Source organism: Actinophytocola sediminis, from assembly GCF_054779715.1.
Genome location: NZ_BAAGXS010000004.1, coordinates 73,695 through 99,849, shown reverse-complemented (window position 1 = coordinate 99,849; position 26,155 = coordinate 73,695). Strand labels below are relative to the sequence as shown.

Sequence of the window (26,155 nt, the reverse complement as noted above, 5' to 3'; positions counted from 1 at the left end):
CGGTGCGATGGCGGCGTTCTTCATCGCACCACCCGGCGACGCAACCTCCCGCATGGCGTAGACCAGCTTCTCCGACGCGGAGTCGGCCTCGGCCGAGGCGTCGTCGAATGCCCGGCCGTGTCCATGGCCTGTTGGCCGGCGGTTTCGGCTTTCGCGCAGCTGACCGCGTTACGCGACTCGAAGAGCCCAGCGAGTGGCGCGCTCGTTCTCTCCCCCCGCGTCTGGCACGCCTTCCGTACCGCGACCAAACAAGGCGGATGCGATCTGCCAGGAGCGTGATGTCATCGCGCAACCGAACATCGGTCAGAACGGCGGCGGGTGCGGGTCGGCGATGGGTTCTGGTCGGTGGGGGTAGCGGTAACCCGCCGGGGAGAACCAGACCAGGGCGCGTTCCTGGTTGCGGACTCGCCAGCCGCCAACGGTCTTCGCCCGGTGATGGCGCCGGCACGCGGGGTGGAGGTTGTCCCGATTGGTTGGCCCGTCAGGGAACGGTTGCCGATGATCGAGGTCGCATCTATACGCCGGCCGGACGCACCCGGGCGCCGTACACGTTGGTAGCTCGGCGCGGACCTGGTCACGCAACGCGGCTGGCGGGGTGTACCTACGGCGGCCGACATCAACAGCTTGACCGGTCGCGGGATCGGTGAGAATCCGCCGCCAGGTCGCGTCGGTCTGCCCGGCGAGCACCAATGCCCGCTGCGCGGGAAGGTCCCCGTAACCAGCCAACTGAGCAGGCGCCGTAGTGACGCCGAGTGCGGTGGTGGCGGGCAGGGTGAGTTGCACGGTGACTTTGGCGTGTTCAAAGTCTTTGCCTGCCAACAGATCCAACGCGACATCCGCACGCAACTGATCAAGACTACGACCCTCAGCCGCACCGGTCTCCTTGAGACGATGAGCGATCGCGTTTACCCGCTCATCAACGAGATGAACACGGTCAGCGGGACCGTGGNGCCATCCGCTGCTCGTGCCGGCGTTGGATGACGGAGGCGTCGACCCGGCGAATCACCCTACCCAGCAAACGATTCAACGGTGCCGGCGCCAGATCCTCAGCCTGGGGAACTACTTCCGCTTCGACGGTGGCCGCGTCCTGATCAGACAATGCTGCGACCGCGTCCGCGATCCTACTGGCCCGGTAGCTGTCGAACCGCCCCTGCTTCACCGCCTCCAGCGTCAACGGAAGCCGGGTAGCCAGAGTGACCGCCAGGTCAAGTCGGCGTTGCGCGGCACGAACCGACATCCCATACAGGGCCGCGACTTCCAACGCGGCGAATCTCTCGTCCGCGTTCGCGGCATAGGTCGCCAACTGCTCCAGCGAATGCCCCTCGGCCTGCCACGACACCCGCTGCAACCCAAGCGCCTTCGCCAGGGGCACCGCTTGCGCGGCATCCCCTGGTGGCACCTCGACGACAGCGGGAGCGAACATGCGTCCAGTTTACCCTCGAACTGGAGACTTTTCCTTGCCACAAAAGGGAATCACCTGATCGAGAACTTCATGACCCGGCGTAGTGTTGGGCCAGCTCGGTCAGGTCCGCCACCCGGATCTTGCCCGATGGCGTGCGGGGCAGGTCATCCGTTGCCACCAGCCAGACCCGGCGTGGCTGCTTCTGGCTGGACACCCGCTCCCGCATGAACGCCAGCACCGCGTCCGCGCTCACCTGCCCGTCCGGCACCACGAACGCCACCGGCACACTGCCCAGCCGCTCATCCGGCACGCCGACCACGAATGCCGCCGCAACCCCGGGACACGCCTGCAGATGCCGCTCGACCTCCGCCGGGTACACGTTGAACCCGCCAACGGTGATCATGTTCTTGCTACGACCGACGAAGTACAGATAACCATCGTCGTCGAACCGGCCGAGGTCACCGGAGCGGAACCAGCCAGCGGGGGTGATCGCCGCCGCGGTGGCGTCCGGGCTCGCCAGGTAGCCCTTGCCGACGCACGATCCCGGTGTCACGTCGCCGAACCAGATCTCGCCTACCGCACCGACCGGCTGTTCGTCGCCGGTTTCGGGGTCGACCACGCGTACGTCCGCGCTGGGCAGTGGGCGGCCGACGGAGTCCAGTCTGCGGGCCAACGGATCCCGCGCACTGGACACAGTGGACAGACCACCGCATTCGCTCATGCCGTAGGCCTGCATGGCGTTCGGTGCCAGCTCGTCGATGACCCGGCGCATCAGCTCCGGGTCGACCGCCGAGCCGGCGACGTGTGCGGCACGGACGGTCGACGTGTCCGTCTTCGGGAAGTCCTCGTGGGACAACAACATCCGGAACATCTCGGGCGCGCCGGGAATGTAGGTCACGCCGCGGGAGCCGATCAGGGCCAGGCTGGCACCGGCGTCGAAGGTCCTGGTCACCTCCAGCCGACAACCATTGTACAGCGCGAGTCCGTTGGTGTAGAGGCAGCCGAAGTTGGTGAACATCGGCACCTGCCCCAGAACCACGTCCTCCTGACCGAGGCCGGCGACCTCGCTCCAGTGCGTGATCGTCGCGAGGTTGTTGCTGTGCAAGGAAAGTCCGGCCTTGGGCAGGCCGGTCGTACCGGAGGTGTACATGATGTTCATGACGTCGGTCGGCGCGACGCGGGCGGCGATCCGGTCCAGGCCCGTGTGCTCGACCGGCACGCCGTCGGCGAAGTCGGCCATGGTGCGCACGCCGGGCAGGTCGAGCTGTTCCACCGAGATCACGGTGCGCAGGTCCGGCAGTCCGGCATAGCCGTCCTCGTCGGGCACGAGCAGGTTGCGCAGGATCGGCAGCGGGTCGGTCTTGCCGGCGAAGTCGCTGGTGGCGAACAGCACGCTGGCCCGCGACTCGGTCAGCGCGTGCCGCAGCTCCACCTCCCGGTAGTAGGAGTACAGCGGCAGCAGCGCGCAGCCGACCCGATACGTCGCCCACTGGGCCACCAGGAAATCGACGCTGTTGGTCATCCACACGGCCAGCACCTGACCGGGGCGCACCCCGTCGGCCAGCAGTGCGCTGGCCAGCTCGTCCACCGCGCGGCGCAGTTGGCCGTAGGTCAGCTCGCGCTCCCCCGACGCCGCGTACACCGCGTCCGCGCGTTCCTCTGTCCTGGCAACGAACAGGTCGACCCAGTTCACGCGGCCTCCTCGGCCACCGGGTCGGAGACCACCGCGACGCAGGCCAGCGAACCCGGCCCGCCAAGCGCGTGCGCGAGGCCCTGGCGCGCGCCGGGCACCTGCCGGTCGCCCGCCCGGCCCCACAGCTGGTCGCACACGTCGACCACCATCCGCACCCCGGTCGCGCCGATGGGGTGGCCGCAGGCCTTGAGCCCGCCGGAGGTGTTCACCGGCAGCACGCCACCCGGCCCGGTCGCGCCGGAGAGCACCAGGTCCCGGCCCTCGCCGGCGCCGCAGAAACCGAGGTCCTCGTAGTTGACGATCTCGGTGATGGTGAAGCAGTCGTGCAGTTCGACCACGTCCAGCTGGTCGATCGGCGCGGTCACCCCGGCCTGCGCGTAGGCGGCGGTGGCGGCGTTGCGAGTGGACTCGAAGCCGAGCATGTCGAAGCGGGTGGACAGGTTCGCGGTGAAGTAGCCGAGATCGTTGGACATGGCGATGCCGCTGATCGTGGCCCGCCGCCTGCCGCGCGCGTCCTGCGCGCGCACCAGCACCAGCGCGGCCGCGCCGTCGGTGGTCGGGCACGCGTCGAACAGGCCGATCGGGCCGGCCAGCCTTGGCGCGGCCTCCACCTGCGCGGCGCTCACCTCGGCGCGGAAGTGCGCCCTCGGGTTGTGCGCGCCGAAGGCGTGGTTCTTGGTGGCCACCGCGGTCATCGCCGGGCGCACCTCGCCGTACACCGCGCGGTAGCGCTCGGCGACGATGCCGAAGATCCCTGGCGCGGTGCGGCCCTTGCTGAGCATCGGATGCCCCCGGTCGACGTGCTGCATGACCAGGCTGCCGCGTGGGCCGACATCGCGCATCTTCTCCGCGCCGACCACCAGCGCCACGTCGCAGGTGCGCCCGCGCAGTGCGGCCACGGCCTGGCGGATGGCGTCCAAACCGGACGCGCAGTAGGCCGCGACCCGGCTCACCGGCCGGTTGTGCATGGCCAGCGGCTCGGCCAGCGAGGTGCCGGCGTTGCCGTCGTCGGAGTAGGTGTAGGCGAACGCGGTGCCCAGCCACGCGGCGTCCACATCGTCCAGGCCGATGCCGGCGTCGGCGAGCGCGCCGGCGGTCGCGTTCCTGGCCAGCTCGGCGAAACCGAGGTCGAAGAACTCACCGAACGGGGTACTGGCCGCCCCCAACACCACCACGTCGTCAGTCATGCCAGTTCCGCCTTCCAGAAGTAGTGCGGTAGGTCGCCGCCGTCGTGCAGGCGACGCAGGACGAGGTGGACCCGGTCGTCGACCGCGGCCCAGTGGGGGGCGCCGGCCGCGAGCTGGCCGAAGAACCGGCCGCCGCCGTCGAGGTCGACCACCACCATCTGCACGTCGCGGTCGGGGGCGGCGAACAGGCGGTCGAGGTTGTGGCTCAGCACGGTGCCGGTCCTGGCCAGCGGCACGGGGCGCAGGTCCGCGCCGCCGCACTGGTCGCAGACGAACCTCGGCGGGAACGCCACGTCCGCACAGGACTCACAGCGGGTGCCACCGAGTCCGACCAGCGCGGGCGCCTCCCGCCGCAGCTTGGCCGCCGAGGTCCACATCGCACTGTCCGACGTGGACAATGTGGACGACCACAGCCGGTAGCCGTACTCGTCGTTCGCCGCGGTGGCGCCCAGGCTGACGGCGGCGATGTCCTCGCCCGCGCGCAGCAGCAGGCCGTCGCCACCCCAGCCGAGTTCGAGCACCGCGACCAGCGCGCCCTGGCCGGCGTCGGCCAGGTGCTCGAACGCGGTGCGCAGCGTGGCCGCGGCCAGCCTGCCGGCCGCGTACTCCGGGCCGGCGGTCCACACCGCCGGCACCTGCCAGCGCGTGGCCCAGCGGGCGGCGCGCACCGGCACACAGGCCGACAGCACTACGCCGGCGAGGTCTCCCCTGGTGATGCCGGCGCGCTTGACCAGGCGGTCCAGCAGCTCACCGCCGTCGATGGCCAGCAGGGTCTCCTCGACGAAGCGCGGATCGGGCGGCCCGGTCTCCTCGGTGTCCCGCCACCGGTCGTAGGCCAGCACGGGCAGGGTCTCGGCGGCGAGCACCTCGGCCGCCCTCGGCTCGCCGAGGCGCAGGGCCACCGCGCCGTCCTGGCTCGGCGGGGCCACCGGGCCGGCCGGCCGGCCGTGGTCGGCGAGCACCGCGACGGCGCCGGCGCCGAGACCGGCGGCGGCGACCACCGTCGAGGTGGCGCCGGTGCGCCGGGACAACGGCAGCACGGTGCGTGGTGTCCGAAATGGACCCGCGGTGGCGAGGTGCGCGGCCAGTGCCCGTGGTTCCAGGTCGCCTGCCGGTACCCGGAGCACCAACGGTGAGTCGACTGTGGACTCATCTGTGGACCCATCTGCGGACTCAGTGGGAGTGAGGTGGCGCAGTGCTTCCCAGGCGAGGGTCAGGCCGTCCTCGTCGGGCGCGGCCAACGGCCGATCCGGCGGCACGGCCAGTTCGGCGGCGAGTCCCTGATTCAGCCGGTAACCAGGCGTGTACGCGCTGACCGAGTCGATCCCGATGGTGGGCATGAGCGTCCTCCGAGGTAGCGGGCTCGTCGCCGTAGTATTGCGCATCTCCACAAATACGGTATACCGTAGCCCCAACGTGGACAAGGAGGTGACGTTGCCGTGGAACGACATGTGGTGGTGCGGCACGCGCCGCCCAACCGCGCGATCGCGATGGACTCGATCACGCACGCGAACGACCACTTCGGACCGGGCGACGTCCTCATCGGAGCGAGTTTCGCCGGCATCGTCGCGGTCCAGTTCGCCGCGCGCTACCGCCCCAAGGCGGTGATCGCGCACGACTGCGGCATCGGCCGGGACGGCGCCGGCGTCACCGGCCTGTGGTTCCTCGATGGCGCCGGCATTCCGGCCGCCGCGGTCGACACCATGACCGCGCGCATCGCCGACGGGGTCGACATGTGGGACCGGGGCGTCATCTCGGTCACCAACCACTGGGCCGAAACCCTCGGCGTACGGCAAGGCGACTCGGTCGCCGACGCGGTGACCAAGTTGTTCGCCTGGGACGGATCCCCGTTCGCCGACGACCAACCACGTGAGCGGCGCGCCGTTGTGTCCGAAAAGGACGGACGAACGATCGCCGCGATGGACAGCATCCGCTTCGCACTCCCCGAGGATCGGGGCAACGTCGTCTGTGTCGGCTCGCACGGCGGGCGCACCGCGGCGGGATACGCGCTCGAGGTCGCGCCGGCCGGGTTCATCAGCTCGGACGGCGGCGTCGGCCGCGAGCACAGCGGAGTGGCAGGGCTCGAGATTCTCGAGCGGGCAGGCATTCCCGGAGCCTGTGTTTCGGTGACCAGCGCCCGGATCGGTGACGGCGCGAGCACCTATCACGACGGCGTCGTGTCGTTCGTCAACCAGTCGGCCAGCCGGCTCGGCATCGGCGTTGGCGACCCGGCGACCGCGGCCGCCGCGGCCATGCTGCGCGGCTGATCACACCGTCAGCGATGACATTCCCTCGAGAGGACCCGACATGACGGTGGACGCTGTCTCGTCGACGACCGGCGGTCACAACACCAAACGCGCCCCACTCGCCGCGATCATGGTGGGCAGTGCGATCGAGTGGTACGACTTCTACGTGTTCGGCACGGCGGCCGCACTCGTGTTCAGCAAGGTGTTCTTCCCGTCGGCGACCGACGCGACCGGGATCATGCTGTCCTTCGCCACCTTCGGGGTCGCGTTCGTCGCGCGCCCGTTCGGCGGCATCGTCCTTGGCCACCTCGGCGACCGGATCGGCCGCAAGAACGTCCTGCTCGCCACGCTCATCATGATGGGCACGGCCACCGTGGCGATCGGGTTGATCCCGAGCTACGACGCCATCGGCGTGCTCGCCCCGATCCTGTTGATCCTGTGCCGGTTCGTGCAGGGCATCGGGGCCAGCGGCGAGTGGGCCGGGGCGGCACTGATCGCGCTGGAGAGCGCGACGAACAAGAAACGGGCCTGGTACGGCAGTCTGCCCAACGTCGGCGTGCCGATCGGGTTGCTGCTCTCGTCGTTGGTGTCGCTGATCTTCTACGCGCTGCCGGAGGACCAGCTGCTGTCCTGGGGCTGGCGGGTGCCGTTCCTGATCAGCTTCGTGTTCGTGTTCGTCGGCGTCTACATCCGCCGTGGCCTGGCCGAGACCGAGGACTTCACGCAGGTTCGGTCGGAGAACGAGGTGCACAAGTTCCCGCTCGGCGAGGTGCTGCGCAAGTACTGGAAGCAGTCGCTGATCGTGTTCTTCGCGCAGGGCAGCCTGACCGTGGTCTTCTTCGTCGGCGCGACCTACATGCTCAGCTACGCCACGAAGGTCGCCGGGTTCACCCAGACCGAGGCGCTGCTCGCGGTCATCATGGCCGCCGCGGTGATGATCGTGACCATCCCGACCGTCGGCCGCTGGGCGGACAAGTTCGGCTACCGCAACGCCTTCCTGGTGTCGTGTGTCATCTCCATCCCGGTGTTCGCGGTCATCTTCCCCATGGTCGACTCGGGCAGCGTGGTACTGCTGCTGCTCGGCCTCGGTGTCCTCTTCGGACTCACCGCCGGTCTCGGCTTCGGCGCCCAGGCGTCGTTCTTCGGCGTGCTGTTCCCCACCAACGTCCGCTACACCGGCATGACGTTCGGCTTCCAGCTCTCCGGCGCGGTGTTCGGCGGCCCGCTGCCGCTGGTGGCCACCGCGCTGGTCACCTCCAACGGCGACAGCCCGTGGGTGCTGGTGCTGTGCATCGGGCTGGTCGCCGTCGTCGGCACCGGCGCCACGCTGTGCGCCCCGCGTCGGGAGGTCGACGCCTGGTAAGGCCCCGCCCTCCCGGCGTTGTCGGGAGGGCGGTTCAGGCGGCCCGGATCACCGAATCAGGCTTTTCGCGCGACACCCGCCCAGATGACCGCCTTGCTCGCGGCCGGCAGCGCGATGTGCGGCGCGTGCGGCCCGGTGTCCTCTGGGTGCCAGTCGACCGCCGAGGTCCAGCCGGGAGCGACGTCGCGCCAGTCGCCGAGCAGCGCCTGGACCTGCGCCCGGGACCGCCAGCTCACCGGTGCGCCGGTCTGGTCGTAGAGCCGTTTGAGACCGGTGAGCGTCCGCGCCACGGCGACCGGCACGCCGTCGTCGGTGACGTGCGAGACCGCGGCGTAGGAGCCGAAGGGCATCAGCTGGCACAGTTTCGCCACCGAGCTCGTGCCGACCTCGTTGCCGCACGCGTCGCGTTGCTCCAGGTGCAGCAGGCCGACCAACAGCAGGCCGACCGGCTGGTTGCGGTCGAGCAGGTCGGTATCCAGCGCCTGGGCCCACAGGTCCTCCGGGGCGCGCAGGTCGGCCTCGATCATGGCGTGCCGCCGCCGGTCGCCCTCCTCGGCCAGCAGCAGCTGCCCGTAGGCCGCGGCCAGCGGGTCGTGGTCGACGTAGACCACGCGCGCGTAGGGGCGCTGGTGGGCGTGGATCGCCCAGTTGTCGGCGGCCTCGTGGGTCGCGCCGGAGCTGGGCATCCCGGCGCCGATGTCGAGGAACTGGTTGATCCCCCGGCGCATGAGGTGACCGACGACCCGGTTGAGGAACAGCCGGTGGGCGAAGGCGATCCGCCGCACGATGGGGAACTGGTCGAGCACCTGGTCACCGAAGGTGCGGTCGACCTCCCAGTTGGTCGAGCCGCCGAGGTAGTAGTCGTAGACCCGCGCGACGCTGGGCGTCTCCAGCGCGACGACGACCGGAGGCAGTAATCCGGACGACCGTTGCGACACGATGTTGCGCCTCCCCGACTCGCCGAGTGACTACGCGGAAGGCTACCGCAATGACCTCGACGGATTTCAGCGAGTTTGCCCTGACCGGGCGATCTCGTGAATAAATTTCTGACTTTCCTCTTCGCTGAGCGCGACCCTGCGCATCTTCTCCCACTGGATCTCGACCTTGTCCGCCGTCGGCTGCCGGTGCAGTTTTCCGTAGCGGTCGTTCGGTAGATAGACGACATTCCGTCGGCGGTCGGCGAAGGACAACACGGTCATGTTGTTGAAATGCGCGAGGTCGGCGTCGAAGGTGACCACCTGAAGACAGAGCTGCTGATATTTCTCGACCAGGGACAACAGGTGGCGCGCCTGCTCCCGCCGCAGCTCCGGGGTTCCCCCTGGCACCCGGTAGAGCGACGACTCGCTCAGCAGCTGGAAGTACCTCGGCGGCTGGTCGCGGCTGAGCAGCCGTTCGCGTTGGCGCTTCTCGGCCAGCAGCCGGGCCTCGCTGGTCACGATCCCCGCCTTCGCGCTCTGTACGAGCATGTACTGGTCGGCCTGCAGCTGGCGCGGGATGCCCTCGCCGTAGGCCGACCGGATCTCCAGCGCGTCCTGCTCGGCCTGCTTCAGCGCCATGAAGTCCCGGTTGGGCGACGGGTGGTCGGTATCGTCCACGTCCGGCGGCGTGGCCAGCGACTCCAGCTCGGCCAACAGGTCGGGGGCCGGCCGGTAGAGGTCGACCAGCTCCTCCATCCGGAAGCGGGGGATCTCCTGGCGTGCCGTCTCGAAGCGGGACACCTTCGCCTGGCTGAGCCCGAGCCGCTCGGCCACCTGCTCCTGGTTCAGGCCGGCGGCGGTGCGTGCCGCCCGGAGCGCGGCACCAAGGTTGAGGTCACGCTGAGTAGGCTGGAACGCCACGAGCTGGCTCCTCTTCCTCACTCGTTAGGGTGGTCTTCGTCCCGCTGAGACTATGGCAAGCCTGCCAGGCCAGGTCATCGAGATCACTCTCAGTGGTGGAGTCCCCTCAGCAGCAGCTCCCAGGTCTCCTGCCGAAACCGCAGCTCAGTGCCTTTCCGATCTTTTGAGTCACGCACGCGGACACCGTCTCCCCGACGCCAGATCTCGACACATTCGTCGTCGGGCACCGAGGCGCTGGACCGACGCCAGCCCGCGCCGACCTGACCGCCAGGAGACGCCTGCAGAGTTCTCATATCAGCTCACTCATTCCGGGCGACAATGACAGGAATATGCTGACCGGTTGAATATTCGCCTCGCAAGGCCTGGCAATTGCCAGAAGCCGGCTGGTACCGGCCATCACGAAAATGATAGTCAGCGCCCATATCCTTTCACCCGACACGCGGTGGACTCAGACACAAATCCGGCGCGAATGTCACAGTCGGCCAGACGTGACCCGCGCCTCTTTCCGTGCCTCGAGGCTTGAGTATGCCGCTACGGCACAGTGTGCACTGGTAGCAGATGACACCCGAGCTACCTGGAGCGAGCGACCATGAACCGTGTGGACGACCGGCCGGAAGGGACCACCGGCAAGCGACTGTCACCCCTGCGCCGCCACGAGATCCTCCACCGGCTCATCTACACCATCGACCACCCGGACCGGCACGGTGAACTGGTCAACCACACCGTCCAGGTCGACGTCAGCCGCGACGACGGGCACGCCGAGCTGTACGTCGACGGCCGGCAGCTGGCGACGATGGAGATGCCGGCCGCCTTCCCCGTCGCCGGCGGCGTGATCGAGGTCGCCAGCACGCCCTACGGGGTGCGCCGGGTGCACCTGGTCATGGACAACGGCACGGAACGGCGCCTCGACCCGCTGCCCGGCACGCTCGAGCACCGGCGTGGCCGCCTGCACCGTCGCCATCCCCGGCTCAGCCGGGCCATCGGGTGGGCGGCGATCGCGATCCTGGTGACCAGCCTCGTGCTGGCCGTGCCGCAGGCCATCGAGCTGCTCACCCGGCTCGACCGGGTCGAGGAGTGGGTCGGCACCTTCACCTCACCGATCCAGCTGCCGGCCTGGCTCAACGCCTCGCTGACCGTCGCCGGCGTGCTCGCCGCGACCGAACGGACGCTGACGTTGCGGCGCAACCGGGTACTCGACATCGAGACCCTGTGGACCAACCTGTGAAGCCTGGCGCAGTGCCCTGAATGCCCCATTCAGGACGGTGAACGTCGCCAATGCCTCATTCAGGGCTGTTGATCAGGCGCTCCACGCGGACCATGACATCGATCTGGGCGGAGTTGTAGAGGTCCTTGATGGCCACGCCGATCGACTGCCTGGCGAAGCGCATCTCGGCCGGTGAGCCGGCCTTCAGCTCCCCCATCGCCGGGTTCTCGGTGCGCAGGTCGCGCACGTAGGGGGCGAGGCGTCGGGCCAGGGCCTCCCTGGTCTGCTCGTCGGCGTCGGCGAGCAGGTCGTCGAACTCGGTGAGGGTGGGCTCCGGGTCGCCGGCGTCCATCATCTCCTTGTAGGCGGTCATCGCCGACGGGCTGGACAGCCTGCTCAACACGACCATCATCGAGCGGTCGGCGTCGGACATCTTCCGGCCGGCCGCGGCCAGGTCCGTCGGCAGGTCGGTCCGGGCGGAGTGGCGCAGGATCACGCTCAGCTCGCCCCGGACCCGTTGCAGCCGTTCGATGGTCGCGGCCAGCTCGGCGTCCAGCCGCCGCAGCGCCTCCTCCGGGTGCTCGTCCTCCTCGCCCATCTCCGAGATCTGCGTGAGGGAGAACCCCAGGTCGGTCAGTCGCCTGATGTGCAGCAGGCGCACCAGGTGCGCGACGCCGTAGCTCTTGTAGCCGTTGGACCGTCGCTCCGGCTCGGCCAGCAGGCCAACCTCGTGATAGTGCCGCACCGTCCGCAGGCTGGTGCCGGCCAGGTCGGCGAGTTGACGGGTGCTCCAGGCCACGGCCAGCCCCTCCTCGGTTCGCGAGCTCTCCGCACCAGTAGAAACCGTGCCGCTACGGCAGGGTCAACTTCGGTGAAGCGAGTCACAGCACCCTTGAGTGTGCCGTAACGGCCACGTGTGTGCTGATCCCATGAAAACCGAACAGCGCCGCGCCGACGGCCCGACGCCGCTCGACCGCCTTGGCGGCCACGCCGGCGCGCCGATGGTGGTTTTCGCGATCGCCAACGGCGTGCTCTGGCTGTCGGCCGGACTCTGGAGCGTCGACGCGCTCATCCTGGTACTGCTGGTGGTCGTCCTGACGATCCGCCGCTCGACCGCGCGACACAGGGTGGTCGCCTGAGCCGGCTCAGTCCCGGGGAGGCGGACCAACCCACGGGCGGAGCTTGTTCGGGTTCAGTACCGCCCACAGGTGCCTGATCCGGCCGTCGACGACGTCCACGGCCATCACCCCCGCGGTCACCCCGTCCTGCTGGGTGATCAGGCCCGGCTGCCCGTTGACCGTGCGCTCCAGCACGATCAGGTCGGGCATCCTGCCGGCGATCTCGATCAGCGACCGCGCGACCAGCTCCCGGCCATGGACCGGCTGAAGCTTGGCGTTGACCAGGCCGCCGCCGTCGCTGATCGCGGTGACCTCGGGGTCGAGCAGGCCGATCAGCGCCTCGATGTCCCTGGCCTGCCAGGCGAGTTTGAAGTCCCGGACGATGCCCGCCTGCCCGGCGCTCGGCGCCCCCGGCGTCCGCGCCGCGCGCACCCGCCGCCGCGCGGAGGACGCGAGCTGGCGGCACGCCGCCGGGGTCCGGCCGACGATCTCGGCGACCTCGGCGAACGGATAGCGGAAGACGTCGTGCAGCACGAACGCGACCCGCTCGGCCGGGGTCATCGACTCGAGCACCACGAGGAAGGCCATGTTGACCGACTCGTCGAGGGTCACCCGGTCGGCCGGGTCGACGGTCAGCACGCCGGCCAACTCGGTCCGTTCCGGCAGCGGCTCTGGCACCCACTCGCCGACGTAGCGCTCCCGCCGGGCCCTGGCCGAGCCCAGCAGGTCCAGGCAGATCCGGCTGGCCACCGTCGTCAGCCAGGCGCCGGGGGACTCGATGGCCTGGCGCCTGGTCTCGGACAGGGTGTACCAGCGGGCGTAGGTCTCCTGCACCACGTCCTCGGCCTCGGACAGCGAGCCGAGCAGCCGGTAGGCCACGTTGATCAGCTGACGCCGCTCGCCCATGATCGCGTCCAGGCTCGGATCCTCCATGGCTACGTCTCCCCCTGTTCGCGTCCCCGGTCACCGGTCCTGACGACGTAGCCCGCCGGAATGTGACGTCCGCGCGGCACCTCACAGTCCGCGCGGCGGTTTCGTCGGACAGCTCGGGGACACACCATCGAGCGAAACGGGGAAGCCCATGAACCTCACGCTGTGGATCGTCGCGGGGCTGCTGGCCGCGATCTTCCTGGCCAGCGGCCTGCAGAAGTTGTTCCAGCCAACGGAGAAGCTGGTCGCCGGGGGCTACGGCTGGGTCGAGGACCTCGGCGGCGGCACGGTCAAGGTCATCGGGGTGCTGGAGGTCATGGCGGCGGTGGGCCTGATCCTGCCGGCCGCGCTCGACATCGTCCCGGTGCTGGTTCCGCTGGCCGCCGCGGGGGTCGTGCTGCTGATGGCCGGCGCGGTCGTCGTCCACGTCCGCCGGCACGAGACCCGCACGGTCGCGGTGCCGCTGACCCTGCTCGCCATGGCCGCACTCGTGGCCTGGGGCCGGTTCGGGCCGCAGTCCTTCGCCAGTTGATCATAAAACCCAAGGGAGACAACATGAACGACCTCATCATCATGGCCGACCGGCTGGCGATCGCCGCGTTGGTCGGCGAGTTCACCGACGCGGGGATGCAGCGCGACTACGACCGGTGGGGGGCACTGTTCACTCAGGACGGTGTGTGGCGGATCCCGGCCGGGGGCATCGAGTTCACCGGCCGGGAGGAGGTCCGGGCCGGCATAGAGCGGCTGCAGGGCACCTGGGAGTTCTTCGTGCAGAACACCCATCCCGGGTGGCTCGAGCTCGACGGCGACACCGGGGTCGGCCGGGTGTACATCCAGGAGCTCGGGCGCTTCCGCGACGGCAGCTCACACGCGAACTTCGCGATCTACCACGACCGCTACCGGCGCACGCCGGAGGGCTGGAAGTTCGCCGAGCGCACCTACGAGCTCCGCTACCAGGACGACTCCCCCCTGACCGGCACCGCGGCCAAGCGCCAACTGCCCTGAATGCCCCATTCAGGGCGTTGAACGTCTCCAATGCCTCATTCAGGGCATCGCTGTACCGCTAGGCGTCGCTCGCGCGTCGGCGGATCTCGTCTATGACGGCGGGCAGGATCTGGTGGACGTCGCCGATCACGGCGTAGGCGGCTCTGGTCACCATCGGGGCGTCGGGATCGGTGTTGATCGCGAGGATCCGTTTGGCGTCCATACAACCGACCCAGTGCTGGGTCGCGCCGCTGATCCCGCAGGCGATGTAGAGCTCCGGGGTGATCCGCGTGCCGGTCAGGCCGACCTGGTCGCTGTGCGGTCGCCAGCCGTTGTTGGTGGCCACCCGCGAGCAGCCGACGGCCCCACCGACCAGCTCGGCGAGCTGTTCCAGCACGGCGAAACCCTGCGCGCTGCCGACCCCGCGGCCGCCGGAGACGACCACCCGGGCACTGGTCAGGGTGACCCCTCCGGCGGCCGCGGTCCGCTCGACGAGCCTGCCGTGCGCCGGCACCGGGGCGAAGACGGGCGTGAACGTGGCGACCTCGACCCGCTCGACCGGCGCGGCCGCTGGCCGGCGGGCGGCCGCCGGGGTCACCGTGACCAGCTTGACCGAGGCGCTCAGCTCCGCGTCCTCGAGCAGCACCCCGCCGCCCCTGGTCCTGGTGAGCGTCCACGGCTCCCCCGCGCCGACCGCGACGCAGTTGGTGGCCAACGGCAACCCCGCCCTGGCCGCCGCGTGCGCCATCAGCTCGTTGCCGCGCTCGGTGGCCGCGGCGAGCACGCCGACCGGGGCGAGGTGGCCGAGCAGCTGCGCCAACGCTTCGCCCCAGCATTCCGGCGCGTACTCGCCGAGCAGGTCGTGCTCGACCACCCGCAGCCGGGGCACCCCCAGCTCGCCGATGGCGTCGGCGACCTCGGCCGTCCCGAAGGACACCGCCGCCACCGCGACCCCGAGCCGCGCGGCCAACTCACCGGCGAAGCCCAGCGCAGCGACCGACTCGGCGGCGATCGCGCCGTCCTCGACCTCGACGACAGTCAGCAGCACAGACACCGTCACACCACCCCCAGCTCAGCCAGCACGTCCACGACCCGTTCGGCCGCGGCGGGCCCCCGGCCGAGCACGACGGTCTCCCGCTCGGCCTCTGGTGGGGGTCGCAGCCGGACCTTGCGCAGCCCACCGGCCACCAGCTCCGGGCGGATGGTGCGGACGGGGGTCTTCTTGGCCCGCAGCCTGCCCTTGATGCTCGGATACCGAGGCAGGTTGAGCCCCTCCTTGACCGCGACCGCGCAGGGCAGCGCCACCTCGTACACCTCGACCCCGGCCGGCACCGCGCGCCGCAACGTGGCCCGGCCGGCGTCGGGATCCAGCTCGATGCCCTTGACCCCGCCGACGATCGCCAGCCCGAGCGCGTAGGCGACCCGGATGCCGACCTGGTAGTTGCCGGCGTCGGCGGACTCGTTGCCGAACATGATCAGGTCGGGTCCGCGGTCCTCGGACTCGAGCACCCGGAGCGCGTCGGTGATCGCCGCCGCGCAGGCCTGCGGGTCGACCTCACTCGGTCCGGTCTCCACCAGCACCGCGTGGTCGGCGCCGAGGGACAGCGCGTACCGCAACTGCTCCTGCGCCTCGGGCGGTCCGGCGGTGAGCACGGTGACACTGCCGCCCACCCGCTCGACGATGCGCACCGCCTCCTCCACCGCGCACTCCTCGTGCGGCCCGATGGTGAACCCGAGATGACGGGTGTCCACCTCCGTACCGTCCTCGGTCAACGGCACCGCGGACCCGGTCGCCGGCACCCGCTTCACACACACCACAACCCGCATGCCCGTCTCCCCGGATTCAGAAGTTTCCGTTGCGTTGGGTTGACGTGCTCCGGTTCTGTGCTTGTCGGTGGCTGGATTGCGTTCCGTTCCCCTTGGGTGCGGTTGGGTGCCACTCGGCTCAGGTGGGGTGGCTGGAAGGTTGCTCATGCCCTCATCCGTTGGTCGTCGGGGTCGAACAGGGGGCGGCGGCCGACGCGGGCCACGGTGACCGGATAACGGAAACCCATGTACTCCACCAGCAACGCCGTGCCCTCCACCGCGTGCTCCGGCGGGAGGTAGGCCAGCAGCAGGTAGGCACCGACCGACGGGCCGGCACCGGCACTGGTCACATAGGACGGTCGGGACTCGCGGTCGGTGATCCGCTCCCCCGCGAGGGTCAGGATCGGCTCGCCGCCCTGGGGATAGCGGCGAACGCCGTCCGGCCCGACGTGGTCGTCGACGGTCAGCGTGCACATCACCGCCGCCCGCTCCTCGGCCCGCGCCCGCAGGTAGGCGTCCTTGCCGATGAAGTCCTGGGACTTGACCCTCGGCAGCGCCAGGTCGGCCTCCACCGGGCCGTACTCGGCGTCCAGCTCGGCGCCCATCAGCCGGTAGCCCTTCTCCAGGCGGCCGGTGGTGCCGTAGACGCCGATGCCGGCGGGCACCACGCCAAGGGGCTGCCCGGCCTCCCACAGCGTGTCCCACAGCCGCAGGCCCTGCTCGAACGGCGCGTGCAGCTCCCAGCCCAGCTCACCGACGTAGGACAGCCGCAACGCCAGCACCGGCACGCCGCCGATGGTGAGCCATCGCCCGGTGCCGAACGGGAAACCCGCGTCGGACACGTCGTCGGCGGTGGCCGCGGCCAGCAGGTCCCGCGCGCGGGGGCCCCACACGCCGACCGTGCACACCGAGGAGGTCAGGTCGGCGAAGGTCACCCCGGCCGGCAGGTGGTCGGTGAACCACTTGCGGTCGCGGGCGCCGTCGGCCCCGCCGGTCACCACCCGGAACCGGTCCGGCGCCAGGCGAACGAACGTCAGGTCGCCCCGGAAACCGCCGTCCGGCCCGAGAATCGGCGTGTACATCAACCTGCCGACCGGGCGGTCCAGCTGCGCCACGGCCATCCGCTGCACGTAGTCCAGCGCGCCCGGACCGGAGATCTCGAACTGCGCGAACGCGGTCAGGTCGATCATCGCGACCCGCTCGCGCATCGCCAGGTGCTCGGCGTTGGTGATCGGCGACCACCAGCGGGCGTCCCACTCGTGTGGCCGGTCGTCGATCCGGTCGGCGAACTCGGTCAGCAGCGGGCGGTTCGACTCGTACCACTGCGGCCGTTCCCAGCCGCCGACCTCGAAGAACTCCGCGCCGAGGGTCACTTCCCGTTGGTGGAACGGGGAAAGCCGCTGGCCGCGGTTGGCCGTCCACTGCTCGCGCGGGTGCACGATGCCGTAGGTCTTGTTGAAGCCCTCGGCGGCCCGGGCGCGCACGTGGTGGGTGGTGCGCTGGTGGGGGTAGAACCGGGCGATGTCCGCGCCGTGCAGGTCGATCTCGGTGTGGCCGTTGGTCATCCACTGCGCGAGCATCCGGCCGACGCCGGGGCCTTCCTTGATCCACACCGCGGCCGACGACCACAGGCCGCGGACCTCCGGGGTCTCGCCGAGCAGCGGGCTGCCGTCCGGGGTCAGCGACAGCAGACCGTTGATCGCGTGCCGGACGCCGGCGCCGGGTGTGCTGAGGATGTCGGGGAACAGGTCGAGCGCGTCCTGCATCTGCTGGTCGAAGTCGTCGGCGGTGAACGGCAGCTGGGTCGGGGAGAGCTGGGCGGCGGCGATCGACGGGATGTCGTCCGGGTCGTGCAGGATCGGCCGGTGGGCGTAGGAGCCGACCTCCAGGTCCGCGCCGCTCTGCCGTTCGTACATCAGGGTGTCCATGTCGCGCACGATCGGGAAGGCGATCTCGGTGTTGGTGGCGGCGAGTTCGGGGATCGGGCCGACGTCGATCATCTGATGTACCGCTGGGGTCAGCGGAATGCTCGCACCTGCCATCCGCGCGATGCGCGGACTCCAGACGCCACAGGCGATCACCACGGTGTCGGTCTCGATGTCGCCGCGGTCGGTGCGGACCTTCGACACCCGCCCGCCGGTGGTCTCGATGGCCAGTACCTCGGTGTTCGCCGAGATGGTCAGCGCGCCGAGCGCGGTGGCGTGCTCGCGCATCAGCGCGCCGGTGCGCAGCGAGTCGACCACCGCCGCGGACGGGGTCCAGAAACCGCTCAACAGCAGGCTTTTGTCCAGATACGGGACCAGCTCGGCGATCCGGTCGGGGGTGATGATCTCCGCCGGCACGCCCCAGGAGGTCGCCGACGCCATGCGGCGGCCGAACTCCTCGACCCTGGCCTGCTCGCGGGCGACCTCGATGCCGCCGCAGGTGGTGAGCGTGCCGAACTTCTCGTACTGGGCCATGGAATCCAGCGTCAGCGCGGTCAGTTCCCGGGAGTGGTCGACGGGAAAGATGAAGTTGGACGCGTGTCCGGTCGAACCGCCGGGGTCGGGCAGCGGTCCCTTGTCCAGCAGGACGATGTCGCGCCATCCCAACTCGGCGAGGTGATAGCTCACCGAGTTCCCCACGATCCCGGCGCCGATCACGAGAACATCCGCACGGGCGGGCACGGGCTGAGCTGAGGTCATGGCTCCTCCGGGGCTGGGGTTTAGAGGGCTATGCGGATCTTTTCTTCGAAGTCGGCGACGTGACGGCGGGCGAGTCGTTCGGCGGTCGGTGCGTCGCGGTCGTGGATCGCGGTCAGCAGTTCGACGTGCTCGCTGACGGCGTGTTCGAGGTGGGGCAGGTGGTCCAGGACCAGGAACCACAGCCGCAGGCTGTGGACGTAGTACTCCTCCAGCGTGGCGACCAGGAACGCGTTGTGCGTCGCCCGGTGCACCAGGCGGTGCACGCGCTGGTCGAGGCGGATCAGTTCCCGTGGGGCGGCGGGGTTCGCGCGCAGTTCGGCCAGCAACGTCGTGGCCGCGGCCAGGTCGGTGGCTCGTGCTCTGGTCGCGGCGATCCTGGCCGCGTAGCCCTCCAGTTGGGCGCGGACCTCGCTGATGGCGCGCAGGTCGCCGAGATGGACGTGGCTGGCGAACATTCCCCGGCGGGGCACGACCTCCACCAGCCGGGCGTCGGCCAGCCGGCGCAGGGCCTCGCGGATCGGGGTGCGGCCCATGCCGAGCTCGTCCTGCAGGGCGCGCTCGTCGATCGTCGCGCCGGGCGGGAGGTCAAGGGTGATCAGCCGGTCGCGCAGCAGGTAGTAGGCCTTCTCGCTGAGGCTGGCGACCACGCGGGTCTCCGGCTCGACAGTGACCAGATCCGGCAGGGCGTACCCGCCGTCCGTTCGGCCTGTCGTGGTGACCACTGGTACATCGTAGATATATCAGCGCCGTACGCAACACCCATCACGTAGCGCAACAACCGGCGCACTCCGCACGCGTCCGCGACCCGAAGTCGGCGGGTCACCTGAAGGTGTGATTGAAAAAATTCCCCACCGGTAGGCATGATAGAGCTGGAAAATATGGGGGCCGGAAAATTCGACGCGTTTCTCATCGCAGCATCCGCTGCCCGAAAACATTGTCATTGAAAAAGGAGTCCCGCATGCACCTTAAACGAATGCTGATCGGCTTCGCGACGGTCGTCGCCGCGCTCACCGGGATCGTCGTCACCGCCCCAGCCGCCGCCGCGGCGCCGATCAAGGGATGCCCGGACGCCTACTTCTGCTTCTATTTCAACAGCAACCACGCGGGCGCCCGCGCCGATTTCCTCTACTCGGACGGCAACCTCGACAACGAGTTGTTCAACAAAGGCGGCACCAACGGCCGCAATGTCCAGGTGAAGAACAACGCCGCCTCGGTGGTCAACAACTGGTCCTACGCCGCGACGGTCTACTACAACAGCGGCTGCAACGGCAGCGTCGCCTCCCAGTCGTTCGGCGCGTACGCCGCCAGCAATTTCAACGCCACCATGAAGAACGAGAACGCGAGCTTCAAGTGGCCGGGGAGCTTCGGCGCCTACGCCGACTGCGCCAACCGCGACCAGTCCTAGCCGAGGATCGGGGTCGCGCCGGCGCGGCGCGACCCCGACCGCGAATCGGAGGTCGCGCCATGGTCACTCCCGGTCACCGGCCGCACCGCGCGGCCACCGTCGTCGCGGGCGCCGTCGCGGCGGTCGTGCTCGCCGGCTGCTCGACGCCATCCGCCACGCCGGGCTTCGACGCGGCCGATCTCGACGCGGCGCTCACGAAGGTCCCCACCGACGTGTCGACGGTGCACGGCCTTGACCTGCCGCTCGACCGCTCGCTGCTGACGCCGGTCGAGGAGATGGAGGTCATCAGGGCACGCAACACGCTGATCGAGCGATGCCTCGCCGACCACGGGCTCACGTACGCCTTCCCCCCGGTCGACCCCGTGCGCGACGCCGCCACACAGCGACGGCACGGTCTCGTCGACGCGGGCGAGGCCGCGGTCCACGGCTACCGCGACCCCGCGGTGTTCGCCACGCGCGACGCCGAGGCGCCCGCGCAGCCGTCGCCGGAGGTCCTCGCGGTCATCACCGGCACCCGCGACGGCCAGTCCGTACCGGCAGACGGGTGCGCGGGCGAGGCGGACCGGACGCTGGCCGCCGACGGGCAGCCTGGCCAGGAGGTGACGAGCTTCGCGCTGAGCCGCCGCAGCCACGACGTCACCCGGACCACCCCGCCGGTGATCGAGGCCGCCGCGGTCTGGTCGCGGTGCATGGCCACGGCGGGTTTCCAGTACGACGATCCGGACGCCGCGATCACCGATCCCGCCTTCAGCGCCGGCCGGCCCTCCGCGCACGAGATCACCGTCGCCACCCTGGACGTGCGGTGCAAGGAACGCGCCGAGTGGGTCCGGACCTGGGTCGGCGTCGAACGGGCCGTGCAGGAGGTGCTCATCCAGCAGCATGCCGCCGACGTGGCCCGCGAGCAGCGGCACAAGGAGCAGCAGCTCGCGGTGGCGCGCGAGGTCAACGGCTGATCCGGTCGTTATTCTCAGCGGGTGTGGTTCGGTCTGCTTGGCCCGCTGGAGATCGTCGCGGACGGTCGCCGCGTGCGGCTCGGTGGGCCACGGCAGGAGAAGATCCTCGCCGCGCTGCTGCTGGCGGCCGGCCGGGTGGTGTCGGTGGACCGGCTCGTCGGCGTGGTGTGGGCCGAGGACGCGCCGGCGACCGCGGCCAGGCAGATCCGCAACGTCACCAACACGCTGCGCCGCCAACTGCTTGACGACGGGGCGCCGCCGCACGTGATCACCGCGTCCGGCCCGGGTTTCGTGGCCAACCTCGACGGCAGCCGCTGCGATCTGCGCGAGTTCGAACTGCACCTGTCGCGCGCCGAGTTCGCCGAGCGGATGTCGCGCACCACCGACGCGGTGTCCGAACTACGCGCCGCACTGGCGCTGTGGCGCGGTCCGGTGCTGTCCGGACTGGACAGCGCGGCACTCGCGCCGGCCGCGACCGGACTGGACGAGCGCCGGCTCGCCGTGCTGGATCGGCGCTATACGTTGGAGTTGGCCGCCGCGCCGGACGGGGTGGACGTCACCGAGCTGGCCGAGCTGGTTGGCCGGCATCCGCTGCACGCGGCGTTCGTCGGCCACCTGATGACGGCAAGGTACCGGGCGGGCCGCCACGCCGAGGCGCTGTCCGAATACCGCCAGCTGTATGCCAGGCTCGACGCGCAGGGCATGCACCCACCGGCCGAGTTGCACACGCTCTACCAGCGGATCCTGCGCCAGGACCCGGCACTGCGCAACGCCGGCGCCGAGCACCCGCGCCCGTCCCCGGACGAGCAGTTCGCCGCCTTCGCCGACGCGCTGTCGGTGACCCTGCCGCGCGACGATCCCGCGTTCCGGAGCCGGGCGCTGTTCGAGTTCGCCGACCGGCACCGCAAGTCCGGCAGACTCGCGGAGGCCCGCGCGGACCTGGCGCAGGCACTGACGATCACCAGAGCCGCGAACGACACCTACGGCGTGTCCAGAGCGGCCGGCAAACTCGCCGCGATCCACGCCCAGCTCGGCGAGCACCGGCTGGCCATCGACTACGCCACCGAGGCACTGGCCGCCGCGCGGCGCTGCGACGTCCCCCGCGCGACCGCGGACGCGCTGCTCGCGCTGGCCACCGCGCACACGGCCGCCGGCGACCACCCACCGGCGATCGGCTACCTGGAGCGAGCCGTGGCCGCCGCGGCCGAGTCCGGCGCCCGCGACGTGCAGGCCGCCGCGCTCAACGCCCTCGGCCGGGCCAACGCCGCCCGCGGCGACCACACCCGCGCCCGCGACTGCTTCCAGCACGCACTCCGCCTGGCCCGGGAAATCGACTCCATGAGCCAGGAAATCCGCGCCGACCACGGCCTACACAAATACCCGGAATAGCCCGCGTCTGGCCAACAACGCTGACGCTGCTACGTCATCCTGACGCGCAAGAACGCAGCCAGATCCGCGTGGCTCATGTCGCCCCGTGCCACGAGCATGATCACGGCCACGAGGTCGGACTGCGTCAACATGGGTACGAAACTGTTCATGTAGCACGTTGTCAGTAGCGCGACAGCCGCCGCCCTCTTGTTGCCATCGATGAACGGGTGATAAGTCTTGGCGATATTGAAGCAAACGATTGCGGCTTTATCGGAGATGTCGGGATACAGCTCCTGACCACCAAACGTATGCCCTGGCGAAGCCATGCATGCTGCTAAAGCACCGTGATCTCGTACCGGCCCCACACCAATCGGGTGAGTCTCGGCGATCAGCTCAGCTTTCGTGAGGTAGGCCCAGTCGGACACCCGTGGAGCCTACAGTCCCAAACTGCTCAGAGCCTGCCAAGCAGGTCCAGCGCCTCGCCGTACTCGACCTTGACCTTGTTCATGGCGTCAGCGAGTGACATGGGACGGGGCCCTGGCTTCGTGAAGTCACGGGCAGGCAGGAGATGCTGCGTAGCTTCGCGGGCCTCGCGGACCTCGTCCTCGATTGCCTTGATCGTCACGCTGCCCTCCCAACCTGTGCATGTGTTGCACGCATGCCACCCATGTTGCACGCATGCAACACCCAGACTAGCCGACCTTGTTCGGTTCGTCTTCCGCGATCGCATCACAGGAGCCGTGTCATGGCCGGTGCATCGTTTCTGCATCATGTTGGTTGGCCGGTCGGCTCGCGACCTCGACAGTGGAGCCACACCGCCGCACCCACCCTCACGGTGCGGCCCGTCGATGGGGAGTGACCATGACTTACGGGACCAGTGGACCGGTCTGGGGCCGGCCGATGCCGGCGGTCCGGCGGCCGGGCACGTTGACCGCGGCCGGCGTCCTCGGGTTCGTCGCGGCCGGTATCGAGATCATCGGCGGCATCATCTGGCTGGCCGGCGGCGCGATGATCAGCTCGGTCGAGGACACCGCGGCCGGCCTCGGTGGCGAAACCAGCGGCACCGGCGGGGTCATCGTGCTGCTCGGGGTGCTCTCGTTGGCCGTCGGCGGCTGCTACATCTGGGGCGGGGTGTCCGCGCAGAGCGGCCGCAACAGCCAGGTGCTGACCGTCGTCGCGGCGATCGCGCTGGGGATCAACCTGATCGCGTTGGTCTTCGCCGCGCCGACCGGGTTGCTCGGCTTCCTGCTGGCGGCGGTGACGATCGGTCTCGTGCTGGCCCCGGCGAACCGGGCATTTGTTCGCTCCGTCGGCGGTAAGACGTTCTGACCTGGCACAATCGTCCGGAATCGAGGGAATGGTGATGGGCGGGCACTGGACACTGCCGGGCTATGCCGAGGTCACGCAGCTGGGGGTTGGCGGCTTCGGACGGGTCGTGCTGGCCAAGCACGAGATCAGCGGCGTGCTGGTCGCCATCAAGTACCTGAAGGCGGAGTTCCTCACCCAACCGGACATCGTGGCCGGCTTCCAGCGGGAGGCCTGGCTGCTGTCGGGCGTGCGCAGCCCGTACGTCGTCGGCATCCGCGACTTCGTGATCACCCAGGACGGCGCGGCGCTGGTGATGGAGGCGGTGCCCGGGGTCTCCCTGCAGGCGCTGCTCAAGGCCGAGCCGGTGCTGGCGCCGGAGTCGGCGCTCGCCCTCCTCAAGGGCTCGCTGCTCGGGCTGGCCGCCGCGCACTCGGTCGGCGTGGTGCACCGCGACTACAAGCCGGGCAACGTGCTGGTCTCCCAGGAGCGGGTGTCGAAGCTGGTGGACTTCGGGCTGGCCACGCTGGACGGGTACGCCGGCCTGGCCGCCGGCTCGCCCGCGTACATGGCGCCCGAGCAGTGGGCCGGCCAGCCGGGCACCCCGGCCACCGACGTCTACGCGGCGACCTGCGTGTTCTACGAGTGCGTCACCGGCAGGCGGCCGTTCGACACGACGGCCGAGCACGTCAAGGCCATGCACGAGTCCGCGCCGGTGCCGCTGGACAACGTGCCGGAGCCGCTGCGCGATCTGGTCGCCAGGGGGATGGCCAAGGACACCCGGGCGCGGCCGGCCAGCGCGGGCGCGTTCGTCGCCGAACTGGAGCAGCGGGCCGTCGCCGCCTACGGGAAGAAGTGGGAGGAGCGCGGCTGGCAGCGGCTGGTCGCGAGCGTCGCCACGCTGGTGGCCATGTCCCCGCTGGCGCTGCTGACCACGACCACCTCGGTCGGCGCGAGCACGTTGCAGGCGGCCGGCTGGTGGACCGCCGCGAAGTTGAAGATCGCCGCGGCGGCCGCCGGGACCGCGGTGGTCGCCGGCGTCGGCATCGTCATCTACCAGGGCGGGGACGAGGACGCGACCGCCGCGCCGCCGAGCATCGACCAGACCTACGTGTACACCACCGACAACGCCATCACCGTCATGCGCGGCACCGAGGTGGTGCGCACCGTCGAGGCGCCAGGCGACGACGGCGGGTTCTACGCCGCGTCGTTCACCGCCGACGGCCGGTACGCCTACGCGGTCGAGTCCGGGCGGAGCACCCGCACGATCACCGCCATCGACACCGCGACCGGGTCGGCCAGCACGGTGGCCTGCCACGACTGTGAGCGCGCGGTCCCGATCGGCGGCAGTGAGGTCGCGTGGCTCACCACCGACGAGGAGTTCCTGCGGGTCGACCTGGCCGCGGCCGACCCCCAGCCGACGTCGTGGCCGGTGCGCGGGCCGAGGGCCGAGCCCGACGGCCACGGGCTGGCGCTGGTGACCGGCACCTCCGGCGTGGCGCTGACCGCGGACACGGCCGCGACCGGCGGCGACTTCATCGACGCGCACCTCGTCCGGCCGGGCCGGGACCCGCGGCCGGTGGGGGCCGCCGGCTTCGATCCGCTGGTCGACGCCGCGTTCAGCGCGGACGGTTCGCGGCTCGCGATCGTCAACGCCTACGTGAAGACCCAGGAATGTCCGGACAACGCGCGGGTGACGGTGGTCGACGTCGCGTCCGGCAGGTCGTCGCCGAGCACGGTGATCGACCCGTTGCCCGTCATGGGCGACGCCGGGCGCGGGCACATCGACGAGGTGTGGTGGAGCGCCGACAACACGCTGCACGCCAGCTTCATGCTGTGCCGGGAAACCGATGGCGGCGGCGTCGAGTACGCCGTCCAGCCTGGTGTCTGGCGCCTGGACGGCCAGGTGTGGCGGCAGACCACGCCCGACCCGGTGCGCGCGGTCCGGCCGCTCGGCGAGGACACGCGGCTCGTGCTGGCCGCGGACGGGCCGGAAGGCAGGTTGGAGACCGGCACCCTGTACCTCGAACGCGACGGGCGGCGGACCAGGATCGCGGCGAACGTCCGGACCCTCGACGCGGCCCGGCCGACCGCGATGACCGGCACCGTCTCGACGTCGGCCCCGCCGCCGGCGGACACCACCTACAGCAACGCGCGCTACGGCTACACCAGCCTGGTGCCCGCCGGGTTCGCCGAGCGGGACAGCGGCCAGAACGGCGACGGCGCGACGTTCACCGACGCCGACCAGTCCGCGACCATGGCCGTGTGGGGTGCGAACAACGTGTCCGGCTCGTCGGTCGCGGAGACGTTGGCGGAGCGCGTCTCCGCGATCGAGGCGGCCGGCGGCACCGTGACGTATGAGAACGCGGGCGCGGACCGGTACGCGGTGTCCGGCTATCTCGCGAACGGGAACATCTACTACGAGAGCGTCCACGTCGGCCCGGGTTCGGTGGCCGGACTTCGCTGGGAATACCCGAAAGCGGAAAAAGAGGCGATGGACGCACCGGTGACCGCCACGGTGGCGGCATTCCTCCCCGGCGATCTGAGCCAGCCACACTGACCAGCTGGATTGTTCGATTGGTCGAGTTTTGTCGCGCACCAATCGGCTGACCTGGCCAGGTGGATTTTCCTGGAGTTACGTTCGGCTGACCTTCTCCCGGACAGGAGTG

The 26,155-nt window shown here is 70.2% G+C and carries 28 protein-coding genes; 12 read left to right on the top strand and 16 right to left on the bottom strand.

Annotation, left to right across the window (positions count from 1 at the left end):
• Positions 1 to 123: 123 nt before the first annotated feature.
• Positions 124 to 279, top strand: a complete 156-nt coding sequence (locus ACYVIP_RS02630; RefSeq protein ID WP_460391649.1) for a DUF397 domain-containing protein — start codon at positions 124 to 126, stop codon at positions 277 to 279.
• A gap of 24 nt (positions 280 to 303) precedes the next feature.
• On the opposite strand, the gene ACYVIP_RS02625 is transcribed toward ACYVIP_RS02630, so the two are convergent.
• The 5 genes from ACYVIP_RS02625 to ACYVIP_RS02605 form a co-directional block, all read right to left on the bottom strand.
• Positions 304 to 846, bottom strand: a complete 543-nt coding sequence (locus ACYVIP_RS02625; protein ID WP_460391545.1) for an HNH endonuclease signature motif containing protein — start codon at positions 844 to 846, stop codon at positions 304 to 306.
• Between the two features lie 88 nt (positions 847 to 934).
• Positions 935 to 1,423, bottom strand: coding sequence for a DUF222 domain-containing protein (locus ACYVIP_RS02620; RefSeq protein ID WP_460391543.1), 489 nt, complete (start codon positions 1,421 to 1,423; stop codon positions 935 to 937).
• A 67-nt stretch (positions 1,424 to 1,490) separates the two neighbouring features.
• The gene (locus ACYVIP_RS02615; RefSeq protein ID WP_460391541.1) at positions 1,491 to 3,095 is read right to left on the bottom strand and encodes a class I adenylate-forming enzyme family protein; all 1,605 of its coding nucleotides are present in this window, start codon (positions 3,093 to 3,095) and stop codon (positions 1,491 to 1,493) included.
• Positions 3,092 to 4,282 carry a thiolase C-terminal domain-containing protein gene (locus tag ACYVIP_RS02610; protein ID WP_460391539.1) on the bottom strand — a complete coding sequence of 397 codons (1,191 nt, stop codon included), beginning with the start codon at positions 4,280 to 4,282 and terminating at the stop codon, positions 3,092 to 3,094. The genes ACYVIP_RS02615 and ACYVIP_RS02610 overlap by 4 nt, the downstream gene beginning before the upstream one ends.
• Positions 4,279 to 5,622 carry a Zn-ribbon domain-containing OB-fold protein gene (locus tag ACYVIP_RS02605; RefSeq protein WP_460391537.1) on the bottom strand — a complete coding sequence of 448 codons (1,344 nt, stop codon included), beginning with the start codon at positions 5,620 to 5,622 and terminating at the stop codon, positions 4,279 to 4,281. The genes ACYVIP_RS02610 and ACYVIP_RS02605 overlap by 4 nt, the downstream gene beginning before the upstream one ends.
• A gap of 99 nt (positions 5,623 to 5,721) precedes the next feature.
• Between ACYVIP_RS02605 and ACYVIP_RS02600 the strand changes: the two genes are divergently transcribed.
• Both ACYVIP_RS02600 and ACYVIP_RS02595 read left to right on the top strand, forming a co-directional pair.
• A complete protein-coding gene (locus ACYVIP_RS02600) occupies positions 5,722 to 6,549 on the top strand; it encodes a hypothetical protein (RefSeq protein WP_460391535.1) in 828 nt (275 codons plus the stop codon).
• A gap of 40 nt (positions 6,550 to 6,589) precedes the next feature.
• Positions 6,590 to 7,891: an MFS transporter gene (locus ACYVIP_RS02595; RefSeq protein ID WP_460391533.1), complete on the top strand. Its 1,302-nt coding sequence runs from the start codon at positions 6,590 to 6,592 to the stop codon at positions 7,889 to 7,891.
• Positions 7,892 to 7,947: 56 nt separating this feature from the next.
• Here the strand turns inward: ACYVIP_RS02595 and ACYVIP_RS02590 are convergent, their stop codons facing one another.
• From ACYVIP_RS02590 to ACYVIP_RS02580, 3 genes are all read right to left on the bottom strand, one after another.
• Positions 7,948 to 8,829 carry an SAM-dependent methyltransferase gene (locus ACYVIP_RS02590; protein ID WP_460391531.1) on the bottom strand — a complete coding sequence of 294 codons (882 nt, stop codon included), beginning with the start codon at positions 8,827 to 8,829 and terminating at the stop codon, positions 7,948 to 7,950.
• A 66-nt stretch (positions 8,830 to 8,895) separates the two neighbouring features.
• Positions 8,896 to 9,729 (bottom strand): Scr1 family TA system antitoxin-like transcriptional regulator, encoded by an 834-nt coding sequence (locus ACYVIP_RS02585; protein WP_460391529.1) that lies wholly within the window; start codon positions 9,727 to 9,729, stop codon positions 8,896 to 8,898.
• 89 nt (positions 9,730 to 9,818) lie between these two features.
• Positions 9,819 to 10,022: a DUF397 domain-containing protein gene (locus tag ACYVIP_RS02580; protein ID WP_460391527.1), complete on the bottom strand. Its 204-nt coding sequence runs from the start codon at positions 10,020 to 10,022 to the stop codon at positions 9,819 to 9,821.
• A 296-nt stretch (positions 10,023 to 10,318) separates the two neighbouring features.
• Between ACYVIP_RS02580 and ACYVIP_RS02575 the strand changes: the two genes are divergently transcribed.
• A complete protein-coding gene (locus ACYVIP_RS02575; protein ID WP_460391525.1) occupies positions 10,319 to 10,954 on the top strand; it encodes a hypothetical protein in 636 nt (211 codons plus the stop codon).
• A gap of 55 nt (positions 10,955 to 11,009) precedes the next feature.
• Here the strand turns inward: ACYVIP_RS02575 and ACYVIP_RS02570 are convergent, their stop codons facing one another.
• Positions 11,010 to 11,732: a helix-turn-helix domain-containing protein gene (locus ACYVIP_RS02570; RefSeq protein ID WP_460391523.1), complete on the bottom strand. Its 723-nt coding sequence runs from the start codon at positions 11,730 to 11,732 to the stop codon at positions 11,010 to 11,012.
• Positions 11,733 to 11,862: 130 nt separating this feature from the next.
• Between ACYVIP_RS02570 and ACYVIP_RS02565 the strand changes: the two genes are divergently transcribed.
• A complete protein-coding gene (locus ACYVIP_RS02565; RefSeq protein WP_460391521.1) occupies positions 11,863 to 12,072 on the top strand; it encodes a hypothetical protein in 210 nt (69 codons plus the stop codon).
• Positions 12,073 to 12,078: 6 nt separating this feature from the next.
• On the opposite strand, the gene sigJ is transcribed toward ACYVIP_RS02565, so the two are convergent.
• Positions 12,079 to 12,984, bottom strand: a complete 906-nt coding sequence (sigJ, locus tag ACYVIP_RS02560) for an RNA polymerase sigma factor SigJ (RefSeq protein ID WP_460391519.1) — start codon at positions 12,982 to 12,984, stop codon at positions 12,079 to 12,081.
• 148 nt (positions 12,985 to 13,132) lie between these two features.
• Between sigJ and ACYVIP_RS02555 the strand changes: the two genes are divergently transcribed.
• On the top strand, positions 13,133 to 13,513 hold the full coding sequence (locus tag ACYVIP_RS02555) for a DoxX family protein (RefSeq protein ID WP_460391517.1): 381 nt from the start codon (positions 13,133 to 13,135) through the stop codon (positions 13,511 to 13,513).
• Between the two features lie 23 nt (positions 13,514 to 13,536).
• Complete coding sequence (locus tag ACYVIP_RS02550; RefSeq protein WP_460391515.1) at positions 13,537 to 13,986, top strand: nuclear transport factor 2 family protein; 450 nt, start codon at positions 13,537 to 13,539, stop codon at positions 13,984 to 13,986.
• Between the two features lie 58 nt (positions 13,987 to 14,044).
• Here ACYVIP_RS02550 and ACYVIP_RS02545 read toward each other — a convergent pair whose 3' ends face one another.
• From ACYVIP_RS02545 to ACYVIP_RS02530, 4 genes are all read right to left on the bottom strand, one after another.
• Positions 14,045 to 15,019: an electron transfer flavoprotein subunit alpha/FixB family protein gene (locus ACYVIP_RS02545; protein ID WP_460391513.1), complete on the bottom strand. Its 975-nt coding sequence runs from the start codon at positions 15,017 to 15,019 to the stop codon at positions 14,045 to 14,047.
• A 2-nt stretch (positions 15,020 to 15,021) separates the two neighbouring features.
• The gene (locus ACYVIP_RS02540; RefSeq protein WP_460391511.1) at positions 15,022 to 15,792 is read right to left on the bottom strand and encodes an electron transfer flavoprotein subunit beta/FixA family protein; all 771 of its coding nucleotides are present in this window, start codon (positions 15,790 to 15,792) and stop codon (positions 15,022 to 15,024) included.
• Positions 15,793 to 15,935: 143 nt separating this feature from the next.
• Complete coding sequence (locus ACYVIP_RS02535) at positions 15,936 to 18,455, bottom strand: GcvT family protein (protein WP_460391509.1); 2,520 nt, start codon at positions 18,453 to 18,455, stop codon at positions 15,936 to 15,938.
• Between the two features lie 20 nt (positions 18,456 to 18,475).
• Positions 18,476 to 19,177 carry a GntR family transcriptional regulator gene (locus tag ACYVIP_RS02530; RefSeq protein ID WP_460391507.1) on the bottom strand — a complete coding sequence of 234 codons (702 nt, stop codon included), beginning with the start codon at positions 19,175 to 19,177 and terminating at the stop codon, positions 18,476 to 18,478.
• A 236-nt stretch (positions 19,178 to 19,413) separates the two neighbouring features.
• Between ACYVIP_RS02530 and ACYVIP_RS02525 the strand changes: the two genes are divergently transcribed.
• From ACYVIP_RS02525 to ACYVIP_RS02515, 3 genes are read left to right on the top strand one after another with little or no spacing between them, the layout of a single operon-like run.
• Complete coding sequence (locus tag ACYVIP_RS02525; protein WP_460391505.1) at positions 19,414 to 19,860, top strand: peptidase inhibitor family I36 protein; 447 nt, start codon at positions 19,414 to 19,416, stop codon at positions 19,858 to 19,860.
• Between the two features lie 59 nt (positions 19,861 to 19,919).
• Positions 19,920 to 20,813, top strand: coding sequence for a hypothetical protein (locus ACYVIP_RS02520; protein WP_460391503.1), 894 nt, complete (start codon positions 19,920 to 19,922; stop codon positions 20,811 to 20,813).
• 21 nt (positions 20,814 to 20,834) lie between these two features.
• On the top strand, positions 20,835 to 22,202 hold the full coding sequence (locus ACYVIP_RS02515) for a BTAD domain-containing putative transcriptional regulator (RefSeq protein ID WP_460391501.1): 1,368 nt from the start codon (positions 20,835 to 20,837) through the stop codon (positions 22,200 to 22,202).
• A 29-nt stretch (positions 22,203 to 22,231) separates the two neighbouring features.
• Here the strand turns inward: ACYVIP_RS02515 and ACYVIP_RS02510 are convergent, their stop codons facing one another.
• Both ACYVIP_RS02510 and ACYVIP_RS02505 read right to left on the bottom strand, forming a co-directional pair.
• Complete coding sequence (locus ACYVIP_RS02510) at positions 22,232 to 22,606, bottom strand: type II toxin-antitoxin system death-on-curing family toxin (protein ID WP_460391499.1); 375 nt, start codon at positions 22,604 to 22,606, stop codon at positions 22,232 to 22,234.
• A gap of 26 nt (positions 22,607 to 22,632) precedes the next feature.
• Positions 22,633 to 22,806: a hypothetical protein gene (locus ACYVIP_RS02505; RefSeq protein WP_460391497.1), complete on the bottom strand. Its 174-nt coding sequence runs from the start codon at positions 22,804 to 22,806 to the stop codon at positions 22,633 to 22,635.
• Positions 22,807 to 23,042: 236 nt separating this feature from the next.
• Between ACYVIP_RS02505 and ACYVIP_RS02500 the strand changes: the two genes are divergently transcribed.
• Both ACYVIP_RS02500 and ACYVIP_RS02495 read left to right on the top strand, forming a co-directional pair.
• Positions 23,043 to 23,510, top strand: coding sequence for a hypothetical protein (locus ACYVIP_RS02500; RefSeq protein ID WP_460391495.1), 468 nt, complete (start codon positions 23,043 to 23,045; stop codon positions 23,508 to 23,510).
• Positions 23,511 to 23,544: 34 nt separating this feature from the next.
• Complete coding sequence (locus tag ACYVIP_RS02495; RefSeq protein WP_460391493.1) at positions 23,545 to 26,046, top strand: protein kinase domain-containing protein; 2,502 nt, start codon at positions 23,545 to 23,547, stop codon at positions 26,044 to 26,046.
• The last annotated feature ends 109 nt before the right edge of the window (positions 26,047 to 26,155 follow it).

Coding starts and splice junctions, on each gene's coding strand:
- ACYVIP_RS02630 (WP_460391649.1), top strand. CDS start 124: ATGGCCTGTTGGCCGGCGGTTTCGGCTTTCGCGCAGCTGACCGCGTTA.
- ACYVIP_RS02610 (WP_460391539.1), bottom strand. CDS start 4,282: ATGACTGACGACGTGGTGGTGTTGGGGGCGGCCAGTACCCCGTTCGGT.
- ACYVIP_RS02605 (WP_460391537.1), bottom strand. CDS start 5,622: ATGCCCACCATCGGGATCGACTCGGTCAGCGCGTACACGCCTGGTTAC.
- ACYVIP_RS02595 (WP_460391533.1), top strand. CDS start 6,590: ATGACGGTGGACGCTGTCTCGTCGACGACCGGCGGTCACAACACCAAA.
- ACYVIP_RS02580 (WP_460391527.1), bottom strand. CDS start 10,022: ATGAGAACTCTGCAGGCGTCTCCTGGCGGTCAGGTCGGCGCGGGCTGG.
- ACYVIP_RS02575 (WP_460391525.1), top strand. CDS start 10,319: ATGAACCGTGTGGACGACCGGCCGGAAGGGACCACCGGCAAGCGACTG.
- ACYVIP_RS02565 (WP_460391521.1), top strand. CDS start 11,863: ATGAAAACCGAACAGCGCCGCGCCGACGGCCCGACGCCGCTCGACCGC.
- sigJ (WP_460391519.1), bottom strand. CDS start 12,984: ATGGAGGATCCGAGCCTGGACGCGATCATGGGCGAGCGGCGTCAGCTG.
- ACYVIP_RS02555 (WP_460391517.1), top strand. CDS start 13,133: ATGAACCTCACGCTGTGGATCGTCGCGGGGCTGCTGGCCGCGATCTTC.
- ACYVIP_RS02550 (WP_460391515.1), top strand. CDS start 13,537: ATGAACGACCTCATCATCATGGCCGACCGGCTGGCGATCGCCGCGTTG.
- ACYVIP_RS02540 (WP_460391511.1), bottom strand. CDS start 15,792: ATGCGGGTTGTGGTGTGTGTGAAGCGGGTGCCGGCGACCGGGTCCGCG.
- ACYVIP_RS02535 (WP_460391509.1), bottom strand. CDS start 18,455: ATGACCTCAGCTCAGCCCGTGCCCGCCCGTGCGGATGTTCTCGTGATC.
- ACYVIP_RS02525 (WP_460391505.1), top strand. CDS start 19,414: ATGCACCTTAAACGAATGCTGATCGGCTTCGCGACGGTCGTCGCCGCG.
- ACYVIP_RS02520 (WP_460391503.1), top strand. CDS start 19,920: ATGGTCACTCCCGGTCACCGGCCGCACCGCGCGGCCACCGTCGTCGCG.
- ACYVIP_RS02500 (WP_460391495.1), top strand. CDS start 23,043: ATGACTTACGGGACCAGTGGACCGGTCTGGGGCCGGCCGATGCCGGCG.
- ACYVIP_RS02495 (WP_460391493.1), top strand. CDS start 23,545: ATGGGCGGGCACTGGACACTGCCGGGCTATGCCGAGGTCACGCAGCTG.